This is a genomic window from Variovorax paradoxus (genome assembly GCF_000834655.1).
GTDB classification, from domain to species: domain Bacteria; phylum Pseudomonadota; class Gammaproteobacteria; order Burkholderiales; family Burkholderiaceae_C; genus Variovorax; species Variovorax paradoxus_F.
Genome location: NZ_JXQQ01000007.1, coordinates 77,819 through 96,246 on the forward strand (window position 1 = coordinate 77,819; position 18,428 = coordinate 96,246).

Annotated in this window: 17 protein-coding genes; 8 read left to right on the forward strand and 9 right to left on the reverse strand. The window is 68.7% G+C overall.

Annotation, left to right across the window (positions count from 1 at the left end):
• Positions 1-88: 88 nt before the first annotated feature.
• Genes RT97_RS02250 through RT97_RS02260 form a run of 3 tightly spaced genes read right to left on the reverse strand, consistent with a single transcriptional unit; the run spans position 89 to position 3,005 of the window.
• Positions 89-1,501: a sensor histidine kinase gene (locus RT97_RS02250; RefSeq protein WP_042577161.1), complete on the reverse strand. Its 1,413-nt coding sequence runs from the start codon at positions 1,499-1,501 to the stop codon at positions 89-91.
• Complete coding sequence (locus tag RT97_RS02255; RefSeq protein WP_042577162.1) at positions 1,470-2,156, reverse strand: response regulator transcription factor; 687 nt, start codon at positions 2,154-2,156, stop codon at positions 1,470-1,472. Before RT97_RS02255 ends, RT97_RS02250 begins: the two co-directional genes overlap by 32 nt.
• A 15-nt stretch (positions 2,157-2,171) precedes the next feature.
• Entirely contained in the window at positions 2,172-3,005 is an 834-nt protein-coding gene (locus tag RT97_RS02260; protein WP_052810530.1) for a MipA/OmpV family protein, read from the reverse strand.
• A 113-nt stretch (positions 3,006-3,118) separates the two neighbouring features.
• Here RT97_RS02260 and RT97_RS32295 point away from each other — a divergent pair, with 113 nt between their 5' ends.
• From RT97_RS32295 to RT97_RS02275, 3 genes are read left to right on the forward strand one after another with little or no spacing between them, the layout of a single operon-like run.
• Positions 3,119-4,645, forward strand: coding sequence for an efflux transporter outer membrane subunit (locus RT97_RS32295; RefSeq protein WP_080898140.1), 1,527 nt, complete (start codon positions 3,119-3,121; stop codon positions 4,643-4,645).
• Positions 4,614-5,789 carry an efflux RND transporter periplasmic adaptor subunit gene (locus RT97_RS02270; protein WP_042577164.1) on the forward strand — a complete coding sequence of 392 codons (1,176 nt, stop codon included), beginning with the start codon at positions 4,614-4,616 and terminating at the stop codon, positions 5,787-5,789. Before RT97_RS32295 ends, RT97_RS02270 begins: the two co-directional genes overlap by 32 nt.
• Positions 5,786-8,869, forward strand: coding sequence for an efflux RND transporter permease subunit (locus RT97_RS02275; protein WP_042577165.1), 3,084 nt, complete (start codon positions 5,786-5,788; stop codon positions 8,867-8,869). Before RT97_RS02270 ends, RT97_RS02275 begins: the two co-directional genes overlap by 4 nt.
• A gap of 53 nt (positions 8,870-8,922) precedes the next feature.
• Here RT97_RS02275 and RT97_RS02280 read toward each other — a convergent pair whose 3' ends face one another.
• Entirely contained in the window at positions 8,923-9,939 is a 1,017-nt protein-coding gene (locus RT97_RS02280; protein WP_042577166.1) for a tripartite tricarboxylate transporter substrate binding protein, read from the reverse strand.
• Positions 9,940-10,069: 130 nt separating this feature from the next.
• On the opposite strand from RT97_RS02280, the gene RT97_RS02285 reads away from it, so the two are divergent.
• Complete coding sequence (locus tag RT97_RS02285; protein WP_042577167.1) at positions 10,070-10,990, forward strand: LysR family transcriptional regulator; 921 nt, start codon at positions 10,070-10,072, stop codon at positions 10,988-10,990.
• 69 nt (positions 10,991-11,059) lie between these two features.
• Positions 11,060-11,515 carry a DUF5990 family protein gene (locus tag RT97_RS02290; RefSeq protein ID WP_253278109.1) on the forward strand — a complete coding sequence of 152 codons (456 nt, stop codon included), beginning with the start codon at positions 11,060-11,062 and terminating at the stop codon, positions 11,513-11,515.
• Positions 11,516-11,580: 65 nt separating this feature from the next.
• On the opposite strand, the gene RT97_RS02295 is transcribed toward RT97_RS02290, so the two are convergent.
• Entirely contained in the window at positions 11,581-12,468 is an 888-nt protein-coding gene (locus tag RT97_RS02295) for a LysR family transcriptional regulator (protein ID WP_042577168.1), read from the reverse strand.
• 114 nt (positions 12,469-12,582) lie between these two features.
• Here RT97_RS02295 and RT97_RS02300 point away from each other — a divergent pair, with 114 nt between their 5' ends.
• The gene (locus tag RT97_RS02300; RefSeq protein ID WP_042577169.1) at positions 12,583-13,665 is read left to right on the forward strand and encodes an alkene reductase; all 1,083 of its coding nucleotides are present in this window, start codon (positions 12,583-12,585) and stop codon (positions 13,663-13,665) included.
• Between the two features lie 183 nt (positions 13,666-13,848).
• A complete protein-coding gene (locus tag RT97_RS02305; RefSeq protein ID WP_042577170.1) occupies positions 13,849-14,502 on the forward strand; it encodes a glutathione S-transferase family protein in 654 nt (217 codons plus the stop codon).
• Positions 14,503-14,515: 13 nt separating this feature from the next.
• Here RT97_RS02305 and RT97_RS02310 read toward each other — a convergent pair whose 3' ends face one another.
• Positions 14,516-14,896 (reverse strand): nuclear transport factor 2 family protein, encoded by a 381-nt coding sequence (locus RT97_RS02310; RefSeq protein ID WP_042577171.1) that lies wholly within the window; start codon positions 14,894-14,896, stop codon positions 14,516-14,518.
• Positions 14,897-14,968: 72 nt separating this feature from the next.
• Complete coding sequence (locus RT97_RS02315; protein WP_042577172.1) at positions 14,969-16,093, reverse strand: 3-deoxy-7-phosphoheptulonate synthase; 1,125 nt, start codon at positions 16,091-16,093, stop codon at positions 14,969-14,971.
• A gap of 136 nt (positions 16,094-16,229) precedes the next feature.
• Here RT97_RS02315 and RT97_RS02320 point away from each other — a divergent pair, with 136 nt between their 5' ends.
• On the forward strand, positions 16,230-17,222 hold the full coding sequence (locus tag RT97_RS02320; RefSeq protein WP_042577231.1) for an OmpA family protein: 993 nt from the start codon (positions 16,230-16,232) through the stop codon (positions 17,220-17,222).
• Positions 17,223-17,228: 6 nt separating this feature from the next.
• Here the strand turns inward: RT97_RS02320 and RT97_RS02325 are convergent, their stop codons facing one another.
• Both RT97_RS02325 and RT97_RS02330 read right to left on the reverse strand, forming a co-directional pair.
• Positions 17,229-17,876: a hypothetical protein gene (locus RT97_RS02325; protein WP_052810532.1), complete on the reverse strand. Its 648-nt coding sequence runs from the start codon at positions 17,874-17,876 to the stop codon at positions 17,229-17,231.
• A gap of 50 nt (positions 17,877-17,926) precedes the next feature.
• Positions 17,927-18,421, reverse strand: a complete 495-nt coding sequence (locus RT97_RS02330) for an Lrp/AsnC family transcriptional regulator (protein ID WP_216595153.1) — start codon at positions 18,419-18,421, stop codon at positions 17,927-17,929.
• Positions 18,422-18,428: the final 7 nt, after the last annotated feature.

Consider the following 18,428-nt stretch of genomic DNA (forward strand, 5'->3'; position numbering starts at 1 on the left):
CAGGCGCCCCCGGTCGGTTGCGGTTCTTCGCGTTCCGCGAATTGGAGCGGGCGCCCTAACGCAACGCATTCCCCGCTGACCGCCCCGTTTAGCGAGGCACCTCGGCCAGCTCCGCGCCCGGCGGCTGCGGCCCCAGCGCAATCACGAACTCGGTCCCCGGCGATGCCGCGTGTGCGGTCAATCGCCAGCCGTGCGCCAGCGCGATCTCCTGGCATATCGCCAGGCCCAGTCCCGCCCCTTCGTCGCGCCGCCCGGCACCGCGCCAGAAGCGGCCGAAGATCTTCGGCAGGTCGGCGGCCGGAATGCCCGCGCCTTCGTCGCGAACCGAAATGCGATGTGCGTCTGCGGTGAGCCACACCGTGCCATGCGGCGGCGAATGCTGGATCGCGTTTTCCAGCAGGTTCTTCAGCAGCGTGAAGAGCGCGCCGCGGTCGGCTTGCCATGCGAGCGAATCCGGTGTCACGCGCAGCGCCAGGCGCACCTCGCGGCGCCCGGCGAGCCGACCGAGGTAATCGCCGACCTCGTCCACCAGCGCAGCCGCTCCGACGAGGCCGATTTCGTAGTTGCACAACTCCGTGGCCTCGGCCAGGTGCAGGAGTTGATTGACGTGCCGGGCCATCTGGTCGACGTCGCCGATCAGGTTCTCGCGGTCCAGCGTGGCATCGCCGCCGACGCCCAGTTCGATCTGCGCGCGTATCAGCGAGAGCGGTGTCTTGAGTTCGTGCGCCGCCGCCGCCAGAAAGTCCTGCTGCGCGCCGTAGCCGCTTTCCAGCCGGTCCAGCGCGCGGTTGAAGGCTTCGATGAGCGGCAGCATCTCGGACGGCAGGCCCTCCACGCTCAGGCGCGCATCGAGCGTGCGCGGCGTGATGCGCGCTGCGCTTTCCGACGCCGCGCGCAGCGGCCTGAGCATGCGGCCCAGCGTGAAGTACATGGCCGCGGCGAACACCAGCACCGAGGCGAGGCAGGCGAGCAAAATGCCCTGCCCGAGCGCCGGCAGCCCGACGCTGCGGTCCATGAGCTCCAGCAGGCGCTGGCTCACCGCCACCTGCACGTACCACCGCTGCCCCGCGTGATCCACGCCGTGCGTCACCACGCGCACCGGCAGTCCGTTCGATACCGAATCGAAGCCGTGGTCCAGCTCACCGAGAGCCGAGCCGCCCTCGGCCAACAGCGCGTGGGCGCCTTGCCCCGCCGGCAGCACCACGGCGCCGGCCGCATCGAGCACGCGGACCGAGATTTCCTGGCCCATGCCCGTGTAGAGCCAGGTCGGCAGCTTCGCGTCGTTGAAGCCGCTGGGGCGGCCCGTCGCATCGAACCGAAGCTCGCGCCCGAGGAGGCGGGCGTGCGTGCTGATGCCCTCGTTCAGCGTATTGCCCTGCAGCAGCACCGTCGCGGCGCTTGCGGCCACGATGAGAACGATGCACACCAGGATGCCGGCAACGTAGGTGGCCAGCAGCCGCGTGCCCAGGCTACGCGGCCAGCGGAGCTTCGCGAAGCGCATAGCCGTGTCCTCTCACGTTGGCGATCTGCAGCGCCGAGCCGACCGCCTGCAGCTTCCTGCGAAGGCGGTGCAGCGCCACGTCGAGCGCATTGGGCGTCACGGCCTCCGACAGCCCCCACGCGGCCGCTTCGAGCGCCGCGCGGCGCACGGTCTGGCCGCCGCTGCGCACCAGGCACAGCATGATCTGGAGTTCGGCCGGTGCGAGCGTGATCGCGTCGTTCTCGCACGTGAGGGTGCCGCTCTCGGGGTGCACGCGGATGTCGGCATACGCGGGCGAGAGGCTCTGGAGCTGGGCCGGGCGGCGCAGCAGCGCGCGCACGCGCGCGACCAGCTCTTCCATCGGAAACGGCTTGGCCAGGTAGTCGTCGGCGCCCGACTCGAGGCCCTCGACGCGGTCGTGCAGTGCGTCGCGCGCGGTGAGCATGAGGCAGGGCAGGCGCATGCCGGCTTCACGCAGGCGGCGCACCAGGGCGAGGCCGTCGCCGTCCGGCAGGCCGCGGTCGACCACGAGGGCCGCGTAGGGCGTCTCGGTCAGGGCATGCCAGGCCAGATCGATGCGCCCGAACACATCGGCCTCGATGCCCGCACCGGCAAGGGCCTTGCACACCAGGGCGGCCATGCGGTCGTGGTCCTCGATCAGCGCGATGCGGTTCATACGGCCGAGGATGCATCAAAAACGGTAGAGATAACCGGCGGAAAACGACGTCAGGCTGGAGCGGTTGACGAGCGGGCTGTGCTTGATTTCCTTGCCCAGCTGCGTGGCGCTGACATCGACGAACACCGACTGGCGCGCGTCGATGGCGTAGCCGACGCGCAGGCCGACTTCGGTGTTGAGGGTCGATGCTCCGAGGTAGGCCGGCCGTCCGGCGCGGGCCTCTTCGGCAAGCACGCCGTAGTAATAGTTGACGTACTTCTTGTCGAGCCAGGTGGCTTCCAGGCGCGGCGTGAAGGTGAAGTTTCCGGTGCGGAAATCGCGCTGCACGCCCAGGCGCAGGTGCTGGCCCTTGCTCTTGCCCGAGGCGTCGCCGAGCCACTCGGCGGAGATGTCGGCGATCTCGTTGCGCCAGGTGACGCCGGCGCCGAGCCAGAGGCTGCCCTTGCGCTCCGCCATGCCCTCCAGGATCGGGGCGTCGCTGGGCTTGTAGCCGCCCAGGCCGTACTTGGCGCGCAGGCCGAAGGTCAGCGACGAGCGCGTGCCCAGGTCCCATTTGGGGAGTTTGAGTTCAGCCCCGGTGCCGAACACGCGCGCGTAGCGGTTCTCGAAATAGATGAGCGGAAGGCCCTGCGTCTTGTTGCCCGCACCGGTGTACGGCTGCTGCTTGACGCCGGCCGCGATGCCCAGGCCCCAGCGCGAGACGTCGGCCGGCGAGTCGGCCAAGGTGAGCGATTGGTCGAGGCTGGTGTCCTGCGCCCATGCCGAGGGCATGGCGAGCAGGGCCGACGACAGGGCGGCAAGACGGAAAGAAAAACCGGCGAAGGAGCGGATCGAGGAAGCACGCGGCATGGCTGGGCCAATCGGGGTTGTGAGGGAAGCCCGCATCCTCGGGGCGGCCGTCTTACTGCCTTCTTACTGGGCGCGATGGGCCCGCGATTCGCCATCGCCATGGGCCGGTAAGCATGCAGAAAGACAGGGGGGCTGACGATCCGGGCAGTTGTTCAACCGGAGCCTGCGTGCCTTCTTTCCTTCCCATCCTGGTCGCTTGTTTCGTTGTGGCTGGGTGCACGACGCAGCCTGGCTACATGACGCCCGACTTCCGGACGCCTTCGACCTGGTCCACGTCTTCCGTGCCAGCGTCGTCGCCGCCGGCCGAGATCGGCGATGCGTGGTGGAAGGCCCTGGCCGACCCCGCCATCGATGCGATGGTGCCGTCCGCGCTGGCCGACAGCCCCACGCTCGCGCAAGCCGTCGCACACATGGACGAAGCGCGCGCCGTGGTCGGCGCGAGCGCCGCACAGCGCCTGCCCGCGCTGGGCTTGACCGCTGCCGCAGGCCGCGGGCGCAGCCTCGAGAGCGGCCCGGACGGCGGCACCTCGACCGGCAGCACGGCCAGCGCGGGCCTTACTTTGAGCTGGGAGCTGGACCTCTTCGGGCGCGTGCGCGAGACCGTCACGACGGCGCGCGAGCGGCTGGCCGCTCGCACGGCAGATGCGCGCGGTGTCCGGCTCGCGCTGGCCGCCGAAGTCGCCGACGGGGTGTTGGCATTGCGCGGCTGCGCGCACTCGCTGCAGGTGCAGACGGCGGACATCGCCTCGCGCGCCCGGACCCTGGCGATGACGCGCGACCGGTTGGCCGCCGGTTTCGTCGCCGCGGTGGACGAAGCGCGCGCGGCGAGCGGCCTTGCGAACGCGCGCACCGAGCTGGCCTTGCGGCAGGCCAGGTGCGAGCGCCAGGTGCATGCGCTTGTCGCGCTCACCGGGTTGCAGGGTGCGGACGTGCGCGAGCGCGTGCTCGGAGCACCCGGCGCCGCTGCGGTCTCGTTCATGCCGGAGCCGCCGCTTCTCACGCTCGCCGAGCCCGCCGCCGTGCTCGCTGCGCATCCGAAGGTCATGGCGGCCGACCGGGAGGCCGCCGCGGCCTGGGCCGACATCGGCGTGGCCCGCGCGGCGCGGCTGCCTCGCATCGACCTCGGTGCGCTGCTGACCGGCAACTGGATGCGCGCAGCCGGCTCGACGCTGCACGCCACCACCTGGTCGTTTGCCGCGAACCTGGCTGCGCCGCTCTTCGACGGCGGCGCGGGTGCGGCGGGCGTGGACGCGGCCGAGGCGCGCTACCGCGCAAGCGCGGCCTTGCTCGTGCAGGCCGTGCGGCACGCCGCGCAGGAGATCGAAGTCGCGCTGACCGATGCCGCTTCGGCAGCCCGACGCATGGACACCACGCGCGAGGCCGTCGCGGCCGCACGCACGACCTTGTCGGCGACCGAGGCGCGATGGCTCGCCGGCGCGACCAGCCTGTTCGAACTCGAAGACGCGCGCCGCCAGTTCGCGGGCGCCGAGGACAGCGCGATTGCAGCGCGGCGCGACCGCGCGCAGGCGTGGGTCGCGCTCATCAGGGCTTCGGGCAATTCGGCCGAACCCGCCAGTTTCAACCTTGTTTCCCAGCCGGATGTTCTCCATGCAAACGCTCTCCCCAGCAATCCGCAGTGACCTGCCGCCGCCTCGCCCCTCCCGCAGGCTCTTGATGTTCGCTGTGGCGGGTACCGCGCTCGCATTGCTCGCCTCGGCCGCGGTGCTGGGCCTCGGCGGCCCGCGCAAGAAGGCCGCCCCTCCGGCCGCAGCGGCCATTGCCGCGCTGACGGTGGAAAGCGCGACCGCCCGCGAGGTGACCTGGCCCGCAACGCTCGATGCGACGGGCTCCATCGCGCCGTGGCAGGAAACGGTGGTCGGCACGCAGGTCGCGGGCCAGCGGCTGCTCGAACTGCGGGCCAACGTGGGCGACACGGTGCGGCGCGGCCAACTGCTCGCGCGCTTCGACGCCGACACGCTGCGCGCCGATTGCGACCAGCTGCAGGCTGCGCTCGACCAGGCGGTGGCGCAGGCCGCGCAGGCGACGACCAACCGCGACCGCGCACTGAAGCTCCAGGGCAGCGGCGGCATCAGCGAGCAGGAGGTGCTGCAGCACGTGACACAGGCCGACAGCGCGCGGGCCCAGGTGGTTGCGGCCCGTGCGCAACTGGCCTCGCGGCGGCTCCAGCTGCGCCATGCCGAAGTGCTTGCGCCCGACGACGGCGTGATCAGTGCGCGCAACGCGACATTGGGCACGGTCGGCACCGTGGGGCAGGAGCTGTTCCGGCTGATCCGCCAGGGCCGGCTCGAATGGCGGGGCGAGCTCACCGCCACGCAGTTCTCGCAGGCCGAGCGCGGGCAGCAGGTCTTGCTCGCGCTGCCGGATGGCCGGAGCGCCGAGGCACGGATTCGCCAGCTCGCGCCCACGCTGGACGGGCAGACGCGCCTGGGCCTGGTCTACGCCGACCTCGCCGCCGGCAGCCCGGCACGCGCCGGCATGTACGCCGGCGGCCGCATCCAGCTGGCGCAGCGCCCGGCGCTGGTGGTGCCGGCAGCCAGCCTGTTGCTGCGCGATGGGCGAACCCATGTGCTGAAGCTGACCGGCACCGACCGGATGCAGCGCGTCGTGCTGCAGACGGTGGTGGCAGGCCGCCGCCGCGACGACGAAGCCGAGATCGTGCAGGGGCTGGCGGCAGGCGAGCGCGTGGTGGCGCGGGGAGCGGGCTTCCTGAACGACGGCGATACGGTGCGCCTTGCCGACGCGCGCGGGAGCCACACGCCGTGAACCTTGCCACCTGGTCGATCCGCAACCCCATTCCTTGCGTCCTGCTGTTCCTGCTGCTGGCGCTCGCCGGTGCATGGGGCTTTCGCAGCCTGCCGGTGCAGGACCTGCCGGACATCGAGCGGCCCTCGGTGAACATCAGCCTGTCGCAGCCCGGCGCCGCGCCCGCGCAACTGGAGACCGAGGTCGCCCGCAAGGTCGAGGACTCGCTCGCCTCGCTGGACGGCCTCAAGCACATTCGCACCGCCATCGGCGACGGCACGGTCGCCATCCGCGTGGAGTTCGAGCTGGGCAAGAAGCTGTCGGACGCCCTGATCGAGACCAAGGATGCGGTCGACCGCACGCGCTCGGACCTGCCGGCCGACCTGCTGCAGCCGACGCTCCAGGCGCTGCGCTCGGGCGGCGATGCGATCCTCACGTACGCCGTGTCGCTGCAGGGCGCGAACGAAGAGGCGCTCTCGTGGTTCGTGGACGACACGCTGGCCAGGGCCCTGCTCGGCGTGCCCGGCGTCGGCCGCTTCGAGCGCCTGGGCGGCCTCACGCGCGAGGTGCGCGTGGCGCTCGATCCGACGCGCCTTGCGGCGCAGGGCGCGACGGTGGGCGAGGTCTCGCGCGCGCTGCGCAGCGTGCAGCAGCAAAGCTCGGGCGGACGCGCGCGCCTGGGCATGGAGGAGCAGTCGGTTCGCACCATCGCCACCGTGCAGATGGCCAGCGAGCTCGCGGCGCTGCCGATCGCGCTCGGCAGCGGTCGGTCGCTGCGGCTGGACCAGCTTGCCGAGGTGAGCGACACCACCGCCGAGCGCACGCAGATCGCACGGCTCGACGGGCAGCAGGTGGTGGGCTTTCGCGTCTATCCAGCCAAGGGCAAGGATGTGACGCTGATCGCCGAAGGTGCACGGCTGGCGCTCGCGCGGCTGCAGGCCCGATATCCGGGGCTCGCGACTACGCAGGTGGCGACCAGCGTCGACTACACGAAGGAGCAGTTCGCCGGCTCGCTGCACATGCTGTACGAAGGCGCGGCGCTCGCGGTGCTCGTGGTGTGGCTCTTCCTGCGCGACTGGCGCGCGATGCTCGTCGCGGCCTCGGCGCTGCCGTTGTCGATATTGCCGACCTTCGCGGCAATGGCGTGGTTCGGCTTCTCGCTCAACACCGTGAGCCTGCTGGCGCTCGCGGTGACGGTCGGCATCCTGGTGGACGACGCCATCGTCGAGATCGAGAACATCGAGCGCCACGCGCGCATGGGAAAGCCGATGCGCGAAGCCGCGGGCGATGCGGTGAACGAGATCGCACTCGCGGTCATGGCGACCACGATGGCGCTCGTGGTGGTGTTCCTGCCGACCGCGCTGATGCCCGGCGTGGCGGGGCTGTTCTTCCGGGAGTTCGGCTGGACCGCGGTGGTGGCGGTGCTGGCCTCGCTGCTGGTCGCACGGCTCCTGACGCCGGTCATGGCCGCCTGGCTCATCAAGCCGCACCCGCCCGCCGGCGGCGGCGCGCATGCCGGGCCCGCGGACGGTCGCCCGATGCGCATCTACCTGCGCGCGGTTCGCTGGTGCCTCGCGCACCGCAAGACGACGCTCGCGCTCGCGGGCGTTTTCCTGGCCGCCTCACTGGCGCTGGTGCCGCTGCTGCCGACCGGATTGATGCCGGCATCCGACCGCGGATACACGACCGTGGGTGTCGAGCTGCCGCCGGGCAGCGCGCTCGGCGACACCTTGGCGGTGGCGGAGGCCGCGCGCCTGCGCATCGCGTCCGTGGCCGGCGTGCAGCGCGTGCTGGCTGTGGCCGGCGCGGGCGACGGCAGCGGCTCCGGCGCCGCCTCGGGCGATGCGCGCAAGGGGTCGCTCATCCTCATGCTGAGTCCACGCGACCGGCGCGGCAGCCAGGTCGAGGTGGAGCACGCATTGCGCCTGGCGCTCGCGTCGGTGCCGGGTGCGCGCTTCACGGTCGGCAGCGGCGCGGTGGGCGAGCGCCTGTCGCTCGTGCTTGCGGGCGACGACGTGCCGGCGCTCGCCAACAGCGCGCGGCTGCTCGAGCGCGAGCTGCGCGGCGTGCCGGGGCTTTTCAACGTGAGCTCGACCGCGAGCCTGGAGCGGCCCGAGATCATCGTGCGGCCCGACGGGGCGCGCGCTGCAGAGCAGGGCGTCAGCACCGCGGCCATCGGCGAGACGGTGCGCATCGCCACCGCCGGCGACAGCGACGCGCAGCTGGCCCGGCTGAACCTGGACAACCGGCAGGTCTTCATCCGTGTGCGCCTGCCCGAAGGCGTGCAGCAGGACATGGCGGCGCTGGCCAACCTGCGGGTGCGCGGGCGCGATGGGCTCGTGCCGCTCGCGAGCGTGGCGCGGCTCGACGTGGAAAGCGGCCCGGCCCGGATCGAACGCTTCGACCGGCGCCGCTACGTGACCCTGGGCGCGGAGCTCGGCGGCATGCCGCTGGGCGACGCGCTTGCGGCGGCCCATGCGTTGCCGTCCGCGCGTGCGCTGCCGGCCAGCGTGAGCGTCATCCGCACGGGGGACGCCGAGATCATGGGCGAACTGCGCCGGGGCTTCGGCATGGCGATCGTGGTCGGCGTGCTGTGCGTCTACTGCGTGCTGGTGCTGCTGTTCAAGGACTTCGTGCAGCCGGTGACGATCCTGTCGGCCATTCCACTGTCGCTCGGCGGTGCCTTCGTCGGCCTCTTGCTGGGCGGCAGCGAGATCGATATCCCGGCGCTCATCGGCCTCGTGATGCTCATGGGCATCGTGACCAAGAACTCGATCCTGCTCGTCGAATACGCCATCGTGGCGCGGCGAGAGCGCGGCCTCGCGCTGCACGAGGCGCTCGTGGACGCCTGCCGCCAGCGGGCGCGCCCGATCCTGATGACGAGCATCGCGATGGCGGCGGGCATGCTGCCGATCGCGCTCGGCCTGGGTGCCGACGCCAGCTTTCGCCAGCCGATGGCGCTTGCGGTGATCGGGGGGCTCGTGACTTCCACCGCGCTCAGCCTGCTGGTGGTGCCGGTGGTTTTCGTGTGCGTGGACGCGGCCGGGCGCTTGTTCGGCCCGCGCGACCGGTGCGATCGCCTCGAACGCGCGGCAGGGTGAGCATGCGCCGCAGCGAAAGGCCGCTTGCCCGGCTCGTGTGCGTGGCTAGCGGCTCACTGCGGCGTGAGCTTGATGGAGGCCGCCATCTTCTTGAACTTGACCGTCTCGTCGTTGTAGAACCTGGCCGATGCGGCCAGCGACTGCGGCGGCGTCGGCACCGTGCCGGACGATGCCAGCACCTTGGCAAGCTCGGGCGATGCAATGGCCAGCTGCACGGCGTCGAGCAAGGTCTTCATGCGCTCGGCCGGCACGCCCGCGCGCACCATCACGCTGGCCCAGATGGAGCCCATGAGCTCCTTCTTCTGTGCAATGGAGCTCTCCGAGATCGCCTGCACGCCGGGAAGGCCCGCGATGCGCTGCGCGTCCAGCACGTTGATGGCCTTGACCTTGCCGGTCTCGATGAGCTGCGCCGAGACACCCACGTTCGGCGCGATGGTGAGGTCGATCTGCTGGCCCGCCAGGTCTTGCATCAGCGGCGTGGCGCCCTTGTAGGGCACCTGCATGACCTTTGCGCCCGTGGTCTGCGCGAAGTACTCGGACAGGATGTGATACATCGAACCGTGGCCCGGATTGCCGAAGCTCAGCTCCTGGGCGCCGGGCTTCCTGGCCGCAGCGACGATGTCGTCGAGCGAGTTGAAGGGCAGGTCCTTTCGCGCCATCACCACCAGCGGGATGTTGGAGATGGGCGCCAGCATGACCAGGTCCTCGGCCTTGAAATGCGCGGCCGCAATCGCCAGCGGCGCGAGGATGGCTTCGTTCGGCGAACCGATGATCAGCGTGTAGCCGTCCGCGGGTTTCTGGATCAGGCGCTGCATGGCCAGGGCGCCGCCCGCACCCGGCAGGTTCTCGATGATGAGCGGCTGCTTGAGCGCCTTCGCCATCGTCGGCTGCAGTGCGCGCGCAAGCACGTCGGCCGGCCCGCCCGCCGGGAAGCACACCAGCAGGGTGATGGGCCTGGAGGGAAAGGTCTCCGATTCCTGCGCACTCGCATGGAGCGATGCCAGCAGGCTGAAAGGTGCGAGCACCGAGGCGAGGAACAAAGATGCCGAGCGGCGGCCGAAGATGAGCATGCGAAGCCTTTGCGAGTGAACGGAAGGATCAGGGAACGATGACGACCGCACGGATTGTTGGGCGTAGCATCGCCCCGGCCAACAGCAACTTTTCGACCGCACCGTTCGGTTGCGGGCAACGGGGATCGCCATGAAAGAGGTGAATCACAGCCGTCTCAGGTACTTTCATGAAGTGCTTGCGCACGGCACCATCCGAGGCGCCGCGGACGCGCTGAACACGGTGCCGTCGGTCATCACGCGGCAGATCGCGCTGCTGGAAGAGGAGCTGGGGTTTCCGCTGTTCGAGCGGCATGCGCGCGGCATGCTGCCGACCGCGGGTGCGATTCATCTGCTGGACTACTGGAAGGCGTGCCGCGCCCACCACGAACGCCTGGTCGAGAAGCTCGACCAGGAGAAGTCGCTGGAGTCTGGAAGCGTTTCGCTGGCCGTGGGCGAGGGCGTGATCGACAGCCTCACGACCCAGGTGCTCGCGCCTTTCTCCAGGAAGCATCCCGGCATTTCCTTCGAGCTGAATGCGCTGCCGATGAGCGAGCTGCTGGACGCCATCCTCCAGGACAAGGCGCACATCGCCATTGCCTACAACCCGCCGGCCGAGCCAGACCTGCAGTTCGTCGCCAGCGCGCTCGCGCCCGCCAAGCTGCTCGTGCGCTCGCAACATCCCCTGGCGCTGCTTGCGCAGCCACTCGGCCTGCGCGACATCGTGCAGTTTCCGCTGGCGCTGATGCCGCCGACCTACGGCCTTGGACGGTTGGTGGAGTCGCTCGAGTACGCCGAGCACATGAGGCTCGAGCCCGTGCTGCGCAGCAACTCGATCGCGGCGTGCAGGCAGTTCGTCAGGTCGACCGATGCAGTGAGCTTCGTCGGCACCGGGCTTGCGTCACCCGGAGGGGAGCGCGACGGCGGCCTGGTCGAGTGCGACATCGACCACCCGCTGTGCCGTGACGCGCAACTGAGGTTGGTGGTGCGCAAGGGCAGGGTGCTGCCGCATGCGGCGGCCCGGATGCTGGAGGAAATCAACGGCGGGTTCCCGATGTTCCGGGGCGCGGCTTGAGCTGCGTTGTCGCTGCGCCAGCTCGATCAAATCGAGCCGAATGGAGAGGCTGCCCCTAAACTGCCGCCCATGCAAACCGACCCAGCGAGACAGCTTCAGATCATCCTCACCCTGCAGTCGCCGCCGCCCGGCGTGGCCTTCGCCGTGCAACGCGGCCGCGATGAACTGGTGAAACCCTTCGTCGTGACGGCAGACCTCGTGTCGTTCGCAATCACACTGGCGCTCGGACCTTCGCTCGCAGACGGCTCTCCCAACTTCCGGGGCCCTTTTGCGCAAGGCGCGCCCGCAGACCGGTTCGTGTACGTGAACTCCGGCTTCTACGCAGGCCAGATGGGAACGCCGTGGGAACGAAGGGCGAAGATCAAGCTGGCGGATATTCCGGTCGCGCTTGTCGAAAGCGCTGCGGGCAATCCGGATGCCGCGATCGAGGCGCGCATTCACGGAACCATGAAGGATGGAGGGCCGGTGTGTGCGAGTGTCCGGCCTCCGCAGATTTGGTGGCAGCTGGTGAGGCGGCCAGCCTGAGCCGCTGAGCAGCCGTCGGTATCGGCCACCTTGGTCGATGGCGCGATGCGTGGCCGGCTCGGCCGCTACGGCTCCTTCAATTGCTTGGCAATGAAATCGGCAAACGCCCGAGCGGATGCCTTCGCTGCACGCCCTGCAGGAAGAATGACGCTGACGTCTGCGGTTCCCATGTCCCAATCGGGCAGCAGTTGAGCAAGCGCGCCCGATTGCAGTTCGCTGTCGACGCTGGTGTGGCCTGTCGAGCAGATCCCCAGGCCGGCGACCGTCGCCGCTGTTGCTGCATCCGTTGAATCGATCAGGAAGCGCGGCTGCACCCGAAGCGACACCTCGTCTGCATTCCTGCGAAATGTCCACGCCTGAGAACCCCGGCCGGGAGGGCCGGCAACAAGTGCGTGCTTGTGAAGATCGGCCGGGGCTGTCGGCACCCCCGCCTTCGACAGGTAGGCGGGCGAGGCCACCAGGACACGGCGTACGGTTGCGATGCTTCGCACGAGAACATTGGCGTCGCCGGCAAAACCGATGCGCACCGCGACATCGACCGAATCGCCGATGAGGTCGCTTCGCGCGTCGTCGAGTACGAACTCGATCCGAAGCTTCGGGTGTCGATCGGAGAAGCCTCCCAGCCGAGGCATCAAGGTGCGGCTGGCAAACACCGGGGACGTTGCGATGCGCAACGTGCCGCGCAGTTCTTCCGTGCCGCGAACGGCCTGGTCCGCCTCCTCGAGCGCCGCCAGGATCATTTCGGATCGAGCCAGATACTCCGTTCCCGCTTCGGTCAAGGTCACATGCCTGGTGCTGCGCGTCAACAGCGCCACGCCAATCTGCTGCTCGAGCGCCGTCATCGTGCGAGACATCGTCGGCTGGGTCATTCCCAGCTCTCGCGCCGCGGCCGAGAGGCTGCCGGTGCGGGCGACGCGCACGAAGATTCGCATCGACGTGAAGCGGTCATTCATACGTTTTCTGGAAGTCAGCTATTTGTTTTTCAAGACTACCGCGAATTTTCGTATGGGCATAGATTTGCGTCACACGACGCCGCGCTCCCGCTGGGGTCGAGAAAGAAAGCATTCATGAATCTCTTTGCCCCCTTCCGCCTTGGTTCGATCGAACTGCGCAACCGGATCGCGATGGCGTCGATGACCCGAGGCAGGACCACGGGTCCGGGCCATGTCCCCAACGAACTGCAGGTCAGCTACTACCGCCAACGCGCGAGCGCCGGCCTGGTCTTCACCGAGGGCACCTGGGTCAGCAAGGAGGCGGTCGGCTTCATCAACGTGCCTGGACTGTTCACTTCCGAACAGGCTGACGGTTGGCGCGCGGTAACCGAAGCGGTGCATCACGAGGGCGGGGTGATCTTTGCCCAGCTGGCGCATTCGGGGGCCGTCTCGCACCCCGATTTCTTCGACGGAGCGCTGCCGCTGGCGCCCTCGGCGGTCAACCCCGGCCTTCGTGCTTTCACCCCAACCGGCTTCAAGGATACGGTGACACCTCGCGAGATGACTCTGGAAGAGATCCGGCAAACCATCGCCGACTACGGCTCGGCGGCTCGCTACGCCAGGCTCGCCGGATTCGATGGCGTCGAGCTGCACTGTGCAACGACCTACTTGCTGCCCCAGTTTCTCAACAGCGAACTCAACCTCCGCTCGGACGGCTACGGTGGCTCCGTCGACCACCGCTGCCGCATCGTGCTGGAGATTGTTGAAGCCCTCATCGACGTGTGGGGGCCGGGGCGAGTCGGCGTCAAGATCAGCCCAGGCGTCGATCAGGGCGGCTTCCGGATCACCAGCGAGACAACACGCACATACGAGCATCTGGTCAGCGCACTGGACCGGATGCCGCTGTCGCATTTGCAGGTCGTTCGTTCGGCAGCCGAGAGCGATGCCACGCGGGTGCCCAGCCCGGACGACACGATTGCCAAGGTCCGTAAAAGCTTCAAGGGCACGCTGATTGCGAACCTTGGCTACGACAAGTCTTCCGCGTCGAAGCTGATTGAAAGCGGCGGCGCGGATCTGGTCTCTTTCGCGAAACCCTTCATCGCCAATCCCGACCTGGTCCGTCGCTTTGCGCGCGATCTGCCGCTAGCCGCAGGTCATGTCGAGACCTTCTATCAAGGAGGCTCCCACGGATACACCGACTACGCTCCGGCGCCCTGAGCGCTGTCGGCGATCGTGAATCCTCGGCGCGTAGCATCCGTCGGCTGATGAAGCGTTCGCTTTGCGTCACCCGGTGCGCCGACCGGCAGCGGACTACAACCGGACCCGGCGCAAACCTGTCGCAGGTGCCCGACGACCCGAGCCACGCTACCCGCACCACCGCACGTGGAAAGGACCAGCACGATGACCATCACCATCACCGCCTTCGAACGTTCGCCCGACGGCGGCAAGGGCCTGGCGCGCGACACGCGCGTGCGCTGGGCGCTGGAGGAGGCGGGCCTTCCCTACGAGGTGCGCCTCGTGTCCTTCCGCGCGATGAAGGAGGCCGCGCACCTGGCGGTGCATCCCTTCGGCCAGATCCCTACCTACGAAGAGGGCGAGCTCACGCTATTCGAGACCGGCGCCATCGTGATGCACATCGCCGAGCGTTGCCCGGCCCTGCTGCCGGTCGACGGCGACGCAAGGGCGCGGGCCATCACGTGGATGTTCGCGGCCCTCAATACGGTCGAGCCTCCCATCCTCGAACTGGTCATCGTCAAATTCGTGGAAGGCGACAAGCCCTGGAAAGACGAGCGCCTGCCCCTTGTCGAAGGCCGGATACGCGCCCGGTTGACCCAGCTTGCCGCCCGCCTGGGCGACGCCGACTGGCTGGACGGCGACTTCAGCGCGGGAGACCTGCTGATGGTGTCGGTGCTGCTGCGGGCAAGGCCGTCGGGCCTCTTGAACGAGTTTCCTAGCCTCGCCGCCTATGTCGCTCGCGGCGAGGCACGGCCGGCCTATCAGCGGGCGTTCGCCGCGCAGCTCGCGGTCAACACCGCCCCCTTGCCGGCGGCATGAGCGAGGGAGGCAGTCAGCGCTTTTGCGCGGCCGCCCCGCCCTCCAAGGGCCCCTCGATCACGAAGGCGTGCAGCCCGGCCATCCTGCCCTCGCGAAAGCGCCAGACGTCGCAGTACGCGTGACGCGTGTCCTTGCCCGCTTCGTCCTTGAGCGTGATTTCGCCGAGGGCCGTGACGATGTCGTCCTCGGCGACGAGGCGATGGACCTCGAACCGGGGAGGCTCGATGTACGCGGTCGCCATCCATTGGCGAACGGCGTCCTTGCCGCTGAGCGTGCGGTCGCCGACGAAGGTCCATTCGGTGTCCTCGGTGCAGAACGCGAGGAACCCTTCGTAGTCGCCTTCGACGATGGCCGCGTTGGCCTTCTCCAGAATCGCTTTGTTCGTGGCTGGCATCCGGAACTCTCCTGTGTGCGGCCCGCTGACCCGATGCAGCGGCGCCCTCGGTGGAGTAAGCGTCCGCAGGCCCTAGGCCTTTGTCAGTCGCCGCCGCGTCTTGACCGCAGAAGCCAGTCCCTCGAGCACAGGCACGGTCTGTGCGAAGCCGATGCAGGCATCGGTGATCGAGACGCCGTGCTTGAGCGCCACGCCGGGCTTGAGGTCTTGCCGGCCCTCTTCGAGATGGCTCTCGATCATGAGGCCGGTGATGCGCCGCTCGCCGGCCGCGATCTGCGCCGCCACGTCTTGCGCCACCACGATCTGCCGCTGGTGCTGCTTGCTGCTGTTGCCGTGCGAGACGTCGATCATCACCTGCGGCCGCAGGCCGTTCGCCAGCAGGGCCTGGCAGCTGGATTCGACATCCGCCGCCGAGTAGTTGGGCGCCTTGCCGCCGCGCAGGATCACGTGGCAGTCGTCGTTGCCGCGGGTCTCGAAGATCGCGGCCATGCCCATCTTGGTCATGCCCATGAAGGCGTGCGGCGCGCGGGCCGCGAGGATGGCGTCGGCCGCCACCTTGACGCTGCCGTCCGTGCCGTTCTTGAAACCGACCGGGCAGCTCAGGCCCGAGGCGAGCTGCCGGTGGCTCTGGCTCTCGGTGGTGCGCGCGCCGATGGCGCCCCAGGCGATGAGGTCGGCAATGAACTGCGGGCTCAAGAGGTCGAGAAACTCGGTGCCGGTCGGCAGGCCCAGCGTGGTGAGTTCGAGCAGCAGGCGCCGCGCGCGCTCCAGCCCTTCGTTGATCGCGAAGCTGCCGTCCAGGTGCGGGTCGTTGATGTAGCCCTTCCAGCCGACGGTGGTGCGCGGCTTCTCGAAGTAGGCACGCATCACGATCAAAAGGTCGTCCTGCAGCGAATCGGCGACCTTCTTCAGGCGCTGCGCGTACTCGATGGCCTGGTCGTGGTCGTGGATGGAGCAGGGGCCGACAACGACCACGAGGCGATCGTCGCGATCGTGCAGCACGTCGGCAATCGCCGCGCGGCTGCCTTCGACGAGCGCGAGCGTGTTGTCGCGCACCGGCACGCGTTCCTGCAGCAGCGCGGGGGTGATCAGCGGGCGGACCGCGCCGATGCGCACGTCGTCGATCCGGGTGGTGTCGAGCGTGCTGTCGCGGGAGCCGATTTCGGCGTCGTGGAGGGGGTCGTCGAGGCGGGGCATGGTCGTGGCTTTGATTTCGTGTTCGGGTTCGGATGGCGCTGGCGCAATTGTCCACGGCATAGGCCATCCGTCGAATGCACAACGGCCGGGGGGCGTCCTAGCATCCCAGGCGTTGCCGCTCTTCCCGACGCCCTTGATGAAAAAGCTCGCCTTCTTCGCCGCCACGGCCACCCTCGGCCTGGCCGCCTTTGCCGCCGCGCCGCCCGAGAAAGACCACCCCCTCGTCGGCCGCTACGAAGGCGCGGTGCTCGACGGCACCAAGGTCATGGCCTACGACGAGGTCGGGCTCATCAAGGAGCCGTTCCAGAACTGGGGCGACGGCAAGCCCGAGCTGCTCAAGCTCGAAGGCAAGATCTCGCTCTATCACTACAAGCTGCCCGATGGCCGCTCGACCCTGGAGGTGCAGCGCAACTACGAGTCGAGCCTGAAGGCCAAGGGCTTCGAGGTGCTCTTCACCTGCGGCACGGCCAATGCCTCCTGCTACAAGAAGCGGCCCAACAGCGTGGACACGAACACGCCCTACGACTTTGCGCTGGCCTTCGACGATCCCGAGTGGCCGCGCCTGGGCAAGAGCGGCGATTACGTGCGCAACTACTTTTCGGTGAGCGGCCGCTACCTGCTCGCGAAGAAAACGGGGCCCACCGGCACCGTGTACGCGAGCATCGCGCTGGCCGAGCACAACGCCGACGTGGGCAACCACGCCTTCGTGCGCGTGGTGGAAGCCAAGGCGATGGAGGGCGACAAGATCGTGTTCGTCGATGCTTCGGCCATGCAGAAGAGCCTGGCCGAGACGGGGCGCATCAACCTCTACGGCATCCTGTTCGACCTGGACAAGGACGTGATCCGCCCGGAGTCGCAGCCCACGCTGGACGAGATGACCAAGCTCATGCGCAACAACCCGCCGCTGAAGCTCTCGGTGGTGGGGCACACCGATGCGCAGGGCGATGCGAAGCACAACGACGATCTCTCCAAGCGCCGCGCGGTCGCGGTGATCGGCGTGCTGGTGAAGGCGGGCGTGGACCCGCGCCGCTTCACCACGCGCGGCGCCGGCGCGGCCGAGCCGGTGGCGCCGAACGACAACGAAGCGGGGCGCGCGAAGAACCGGCGGGTGGAGCTGATCCGGCTTTGAGCCGGCTCAGCCCTTCAAGACAGCGAAGAGCGTCGACCAGTTGCCGGGCGCGGTATCGACCAGCGCGTTCAGGTGCGCTTGCAGCCGGCCTGCGATTCCGGCGAGCGTCGTGCCTTCGGCCAGCGGCTCGTTGCCGGCGATGACGTCGATCCATTCGTCGGCGTCTTCGGCGCCGGCTTCTTCAGGCACTTCCCATCCGCCCGCCGCGCCGAGCAGGTAGCGCAGGTGGTATTCGATGGTGAAGCCCGGCTCCACGGTGCCTTCGCGGCGCACCCGCGCAAGGCGCTCGATGGCTGCGGCCAGCGACGCGGTGCTGAACGTGCGGCTCTCCGCGTCGGAGGCCAGTTCGGAGCCTTCAACCGCGTAGCCCGCGAGCTCCCGCCAGTAGGCCTCGTCGTGCATGCCGTCGCGCTGCGCCATGTGCCGGCTCGCAAAGCGCGCGGCAAGGTCGATGTCGGCGATCAGGGGCGAGAGCACCAGGTCGCTGCCGAAGTCGAAGCCGAAGAAATACATCGTGCCGTCGAGCGTGATCGCCTCGATGGCGCCGACGTGGCCCTCGCGGCTGGCAAGGGGGAGGGGAACGGAGGGGCCGCTGTTCGCCATCGTGACGGGCGCGGGGGCCGGCGGCTTTTTCTTCTTGAGGAAATCGAACATCCGAAGATCCTTTGAGAGGGAGCGGTCAGTAGAGGGCGATGGTCGCACCTTCAGATGACGGGCACGCTGGTCTCCTTGAGCACCCGCAGCACGAAGTGCGATTTGCTGTGACGGATGCCGGGGATCTTGTAGAGCTTCTCGCGCAGGAGCCGCTCGTAGTCGCGCGTGTCGCGCACCGCGATGCGGATGTAGTAGTCGTAGTCGCCCGAGACGAGGTAGGCCTCCTGGATCTCGGGAATGGTCGCGAGCACGCGGCCGAAGTCGTAGAGGGTCTCGTCGGTGTGGCTCTCCAGCGTGACCTGCACGATCACCGAATCGTGATAGCCGAGCTTGGCCGGATCGACGTCGACGGTGTAGCGCTTGATGACGCCTTGGGTCTCCAGCTTCTTGATGCGTGTCCAGCAGCTGGTGGGGGAGAGGCCGACCTCGTTGCCGATTTCCTGCAAGGTCTTGCGCGAGTCGAGCAACAGCACGCGGAGGATGGCCATGTCGATCTTGTCGAAAGATCCTTCTTCGGAAGTGGCTGTTTTCCGATTGGTTTTCATAAATTGA

Bases quoted from the DNA above. Each gene is read 5' to 3' on its own strand.
- RT97_RS02300 (WP_042577169.1), top strand. From the start codon at position 12,583: ATGAATCTCTTTGCCCCCTTCCGCCTTGGTTCGATCGAACTGCGCAAC.
- RT97_RS02270 (WP_042577164.1), top strand. From the start codon at position 4,614: ATGCAAACGCTCTCCCCAGCAATCCGCAGTGACCTGCCGCCGCCTCGC.
- RT97_RS02290 (WP_253278109.1), top strand. From the start codon at position 11,060: ATGCAAACCGACCCAGCGAGACAGCTTCAGATCATCCTCACCCTGCAG.
- RT97_RS02255 (WP_042577162.1), bottom strand. From the start codon at position 2,156: ATGAACCGCATCGCGCTGATCGAGGACCACGACCGCATGGCCGCCCTG.
- RT97_RS32295 (WP_080898140.1), top strand. From the start codon at position 3,119: ATGCAGAAAGACAGGGGGGCTGACGATCCGGGCAGTTGTTCAACCGGA.
- RT97_RS02320 (WP_042577231.1), top strand. From the start codon at position 16,230: ATGAAAAAGCTCGCCTTCTTCGCCGCCACGGCCACCCTCGGCCTGGCC.
- RT97_RS02295 (WP_042577168.1), bottom strand. From the start codon at position 12,468: ATGAATGACCGCTTCACGTCGATGCGAATCTTCGTGCGCGTCGCCCGC.
- RT97_RS02250 (WP_042577161.1), bottom strand. From the start codon at position 1,501: ATGCGCTTCGCGAAGCTCCGCTGGCCGCGTAGCCTGGGCACGCGGCTG.
- RT97_RS02285 (WP_042577167.1), top strand. From the start codon at position 10,070: ATGAAAGAGGTGAATCACAGCCGTCTCAGGTACTTTCATGAAGTGCTT.
- RT97_RS02315 (WP_042577172.1), bottom strand. From the start codon at position 16,093: ATGCCCCGCCTCGACGACCCCCTCCACGACGCCGAAATCGGCTCCCGC.
- RT97_RS02310 (WP_042577171.1), bottom strand. From the start codon at position 14,896: ATGCCAGCCACGAACAAAGCGATTCTGGAGAAGGCCAACGCGGCCATC.
- RT97_RS02260 (WP_052810530.1), bottom strand. From the start codon at position 3,005: ATGCCGCGTGCTTCCTCGATCCGCTCCTTCGCCGGTTTTTCTTTCCGT.
- RT97_RS02325 (WP_052810532.1), bottom strand. From the start codon at position 17,876: ATGTTCGATTTCCTCAAGAAGAAAAAGCCGCCGGCCCCCGCGCCCGTC.
- RT97_RS02305 (WP_042577170.1), top strand. From the start codon at position 13,849: ATGACCATCACCATCACCGCCTTCGAACGTTCGCCCGACGGCGGCAAG.
- RT97_RS02280 (WP_042577166.1), bottom strand. From the start codon at position 9,939: ATGCTCATCTTCGGCCGCCGCTCGGCATCTTTGTTCCTCGCCTCGGTG.
- RT97_RS02330 (WP_216595153.1), bottom strand. From the start codon at position 18,421: ATGAAAACCAATCGGAAAACAGCCACTTCCGAAGAAGGATCTTTCGAC.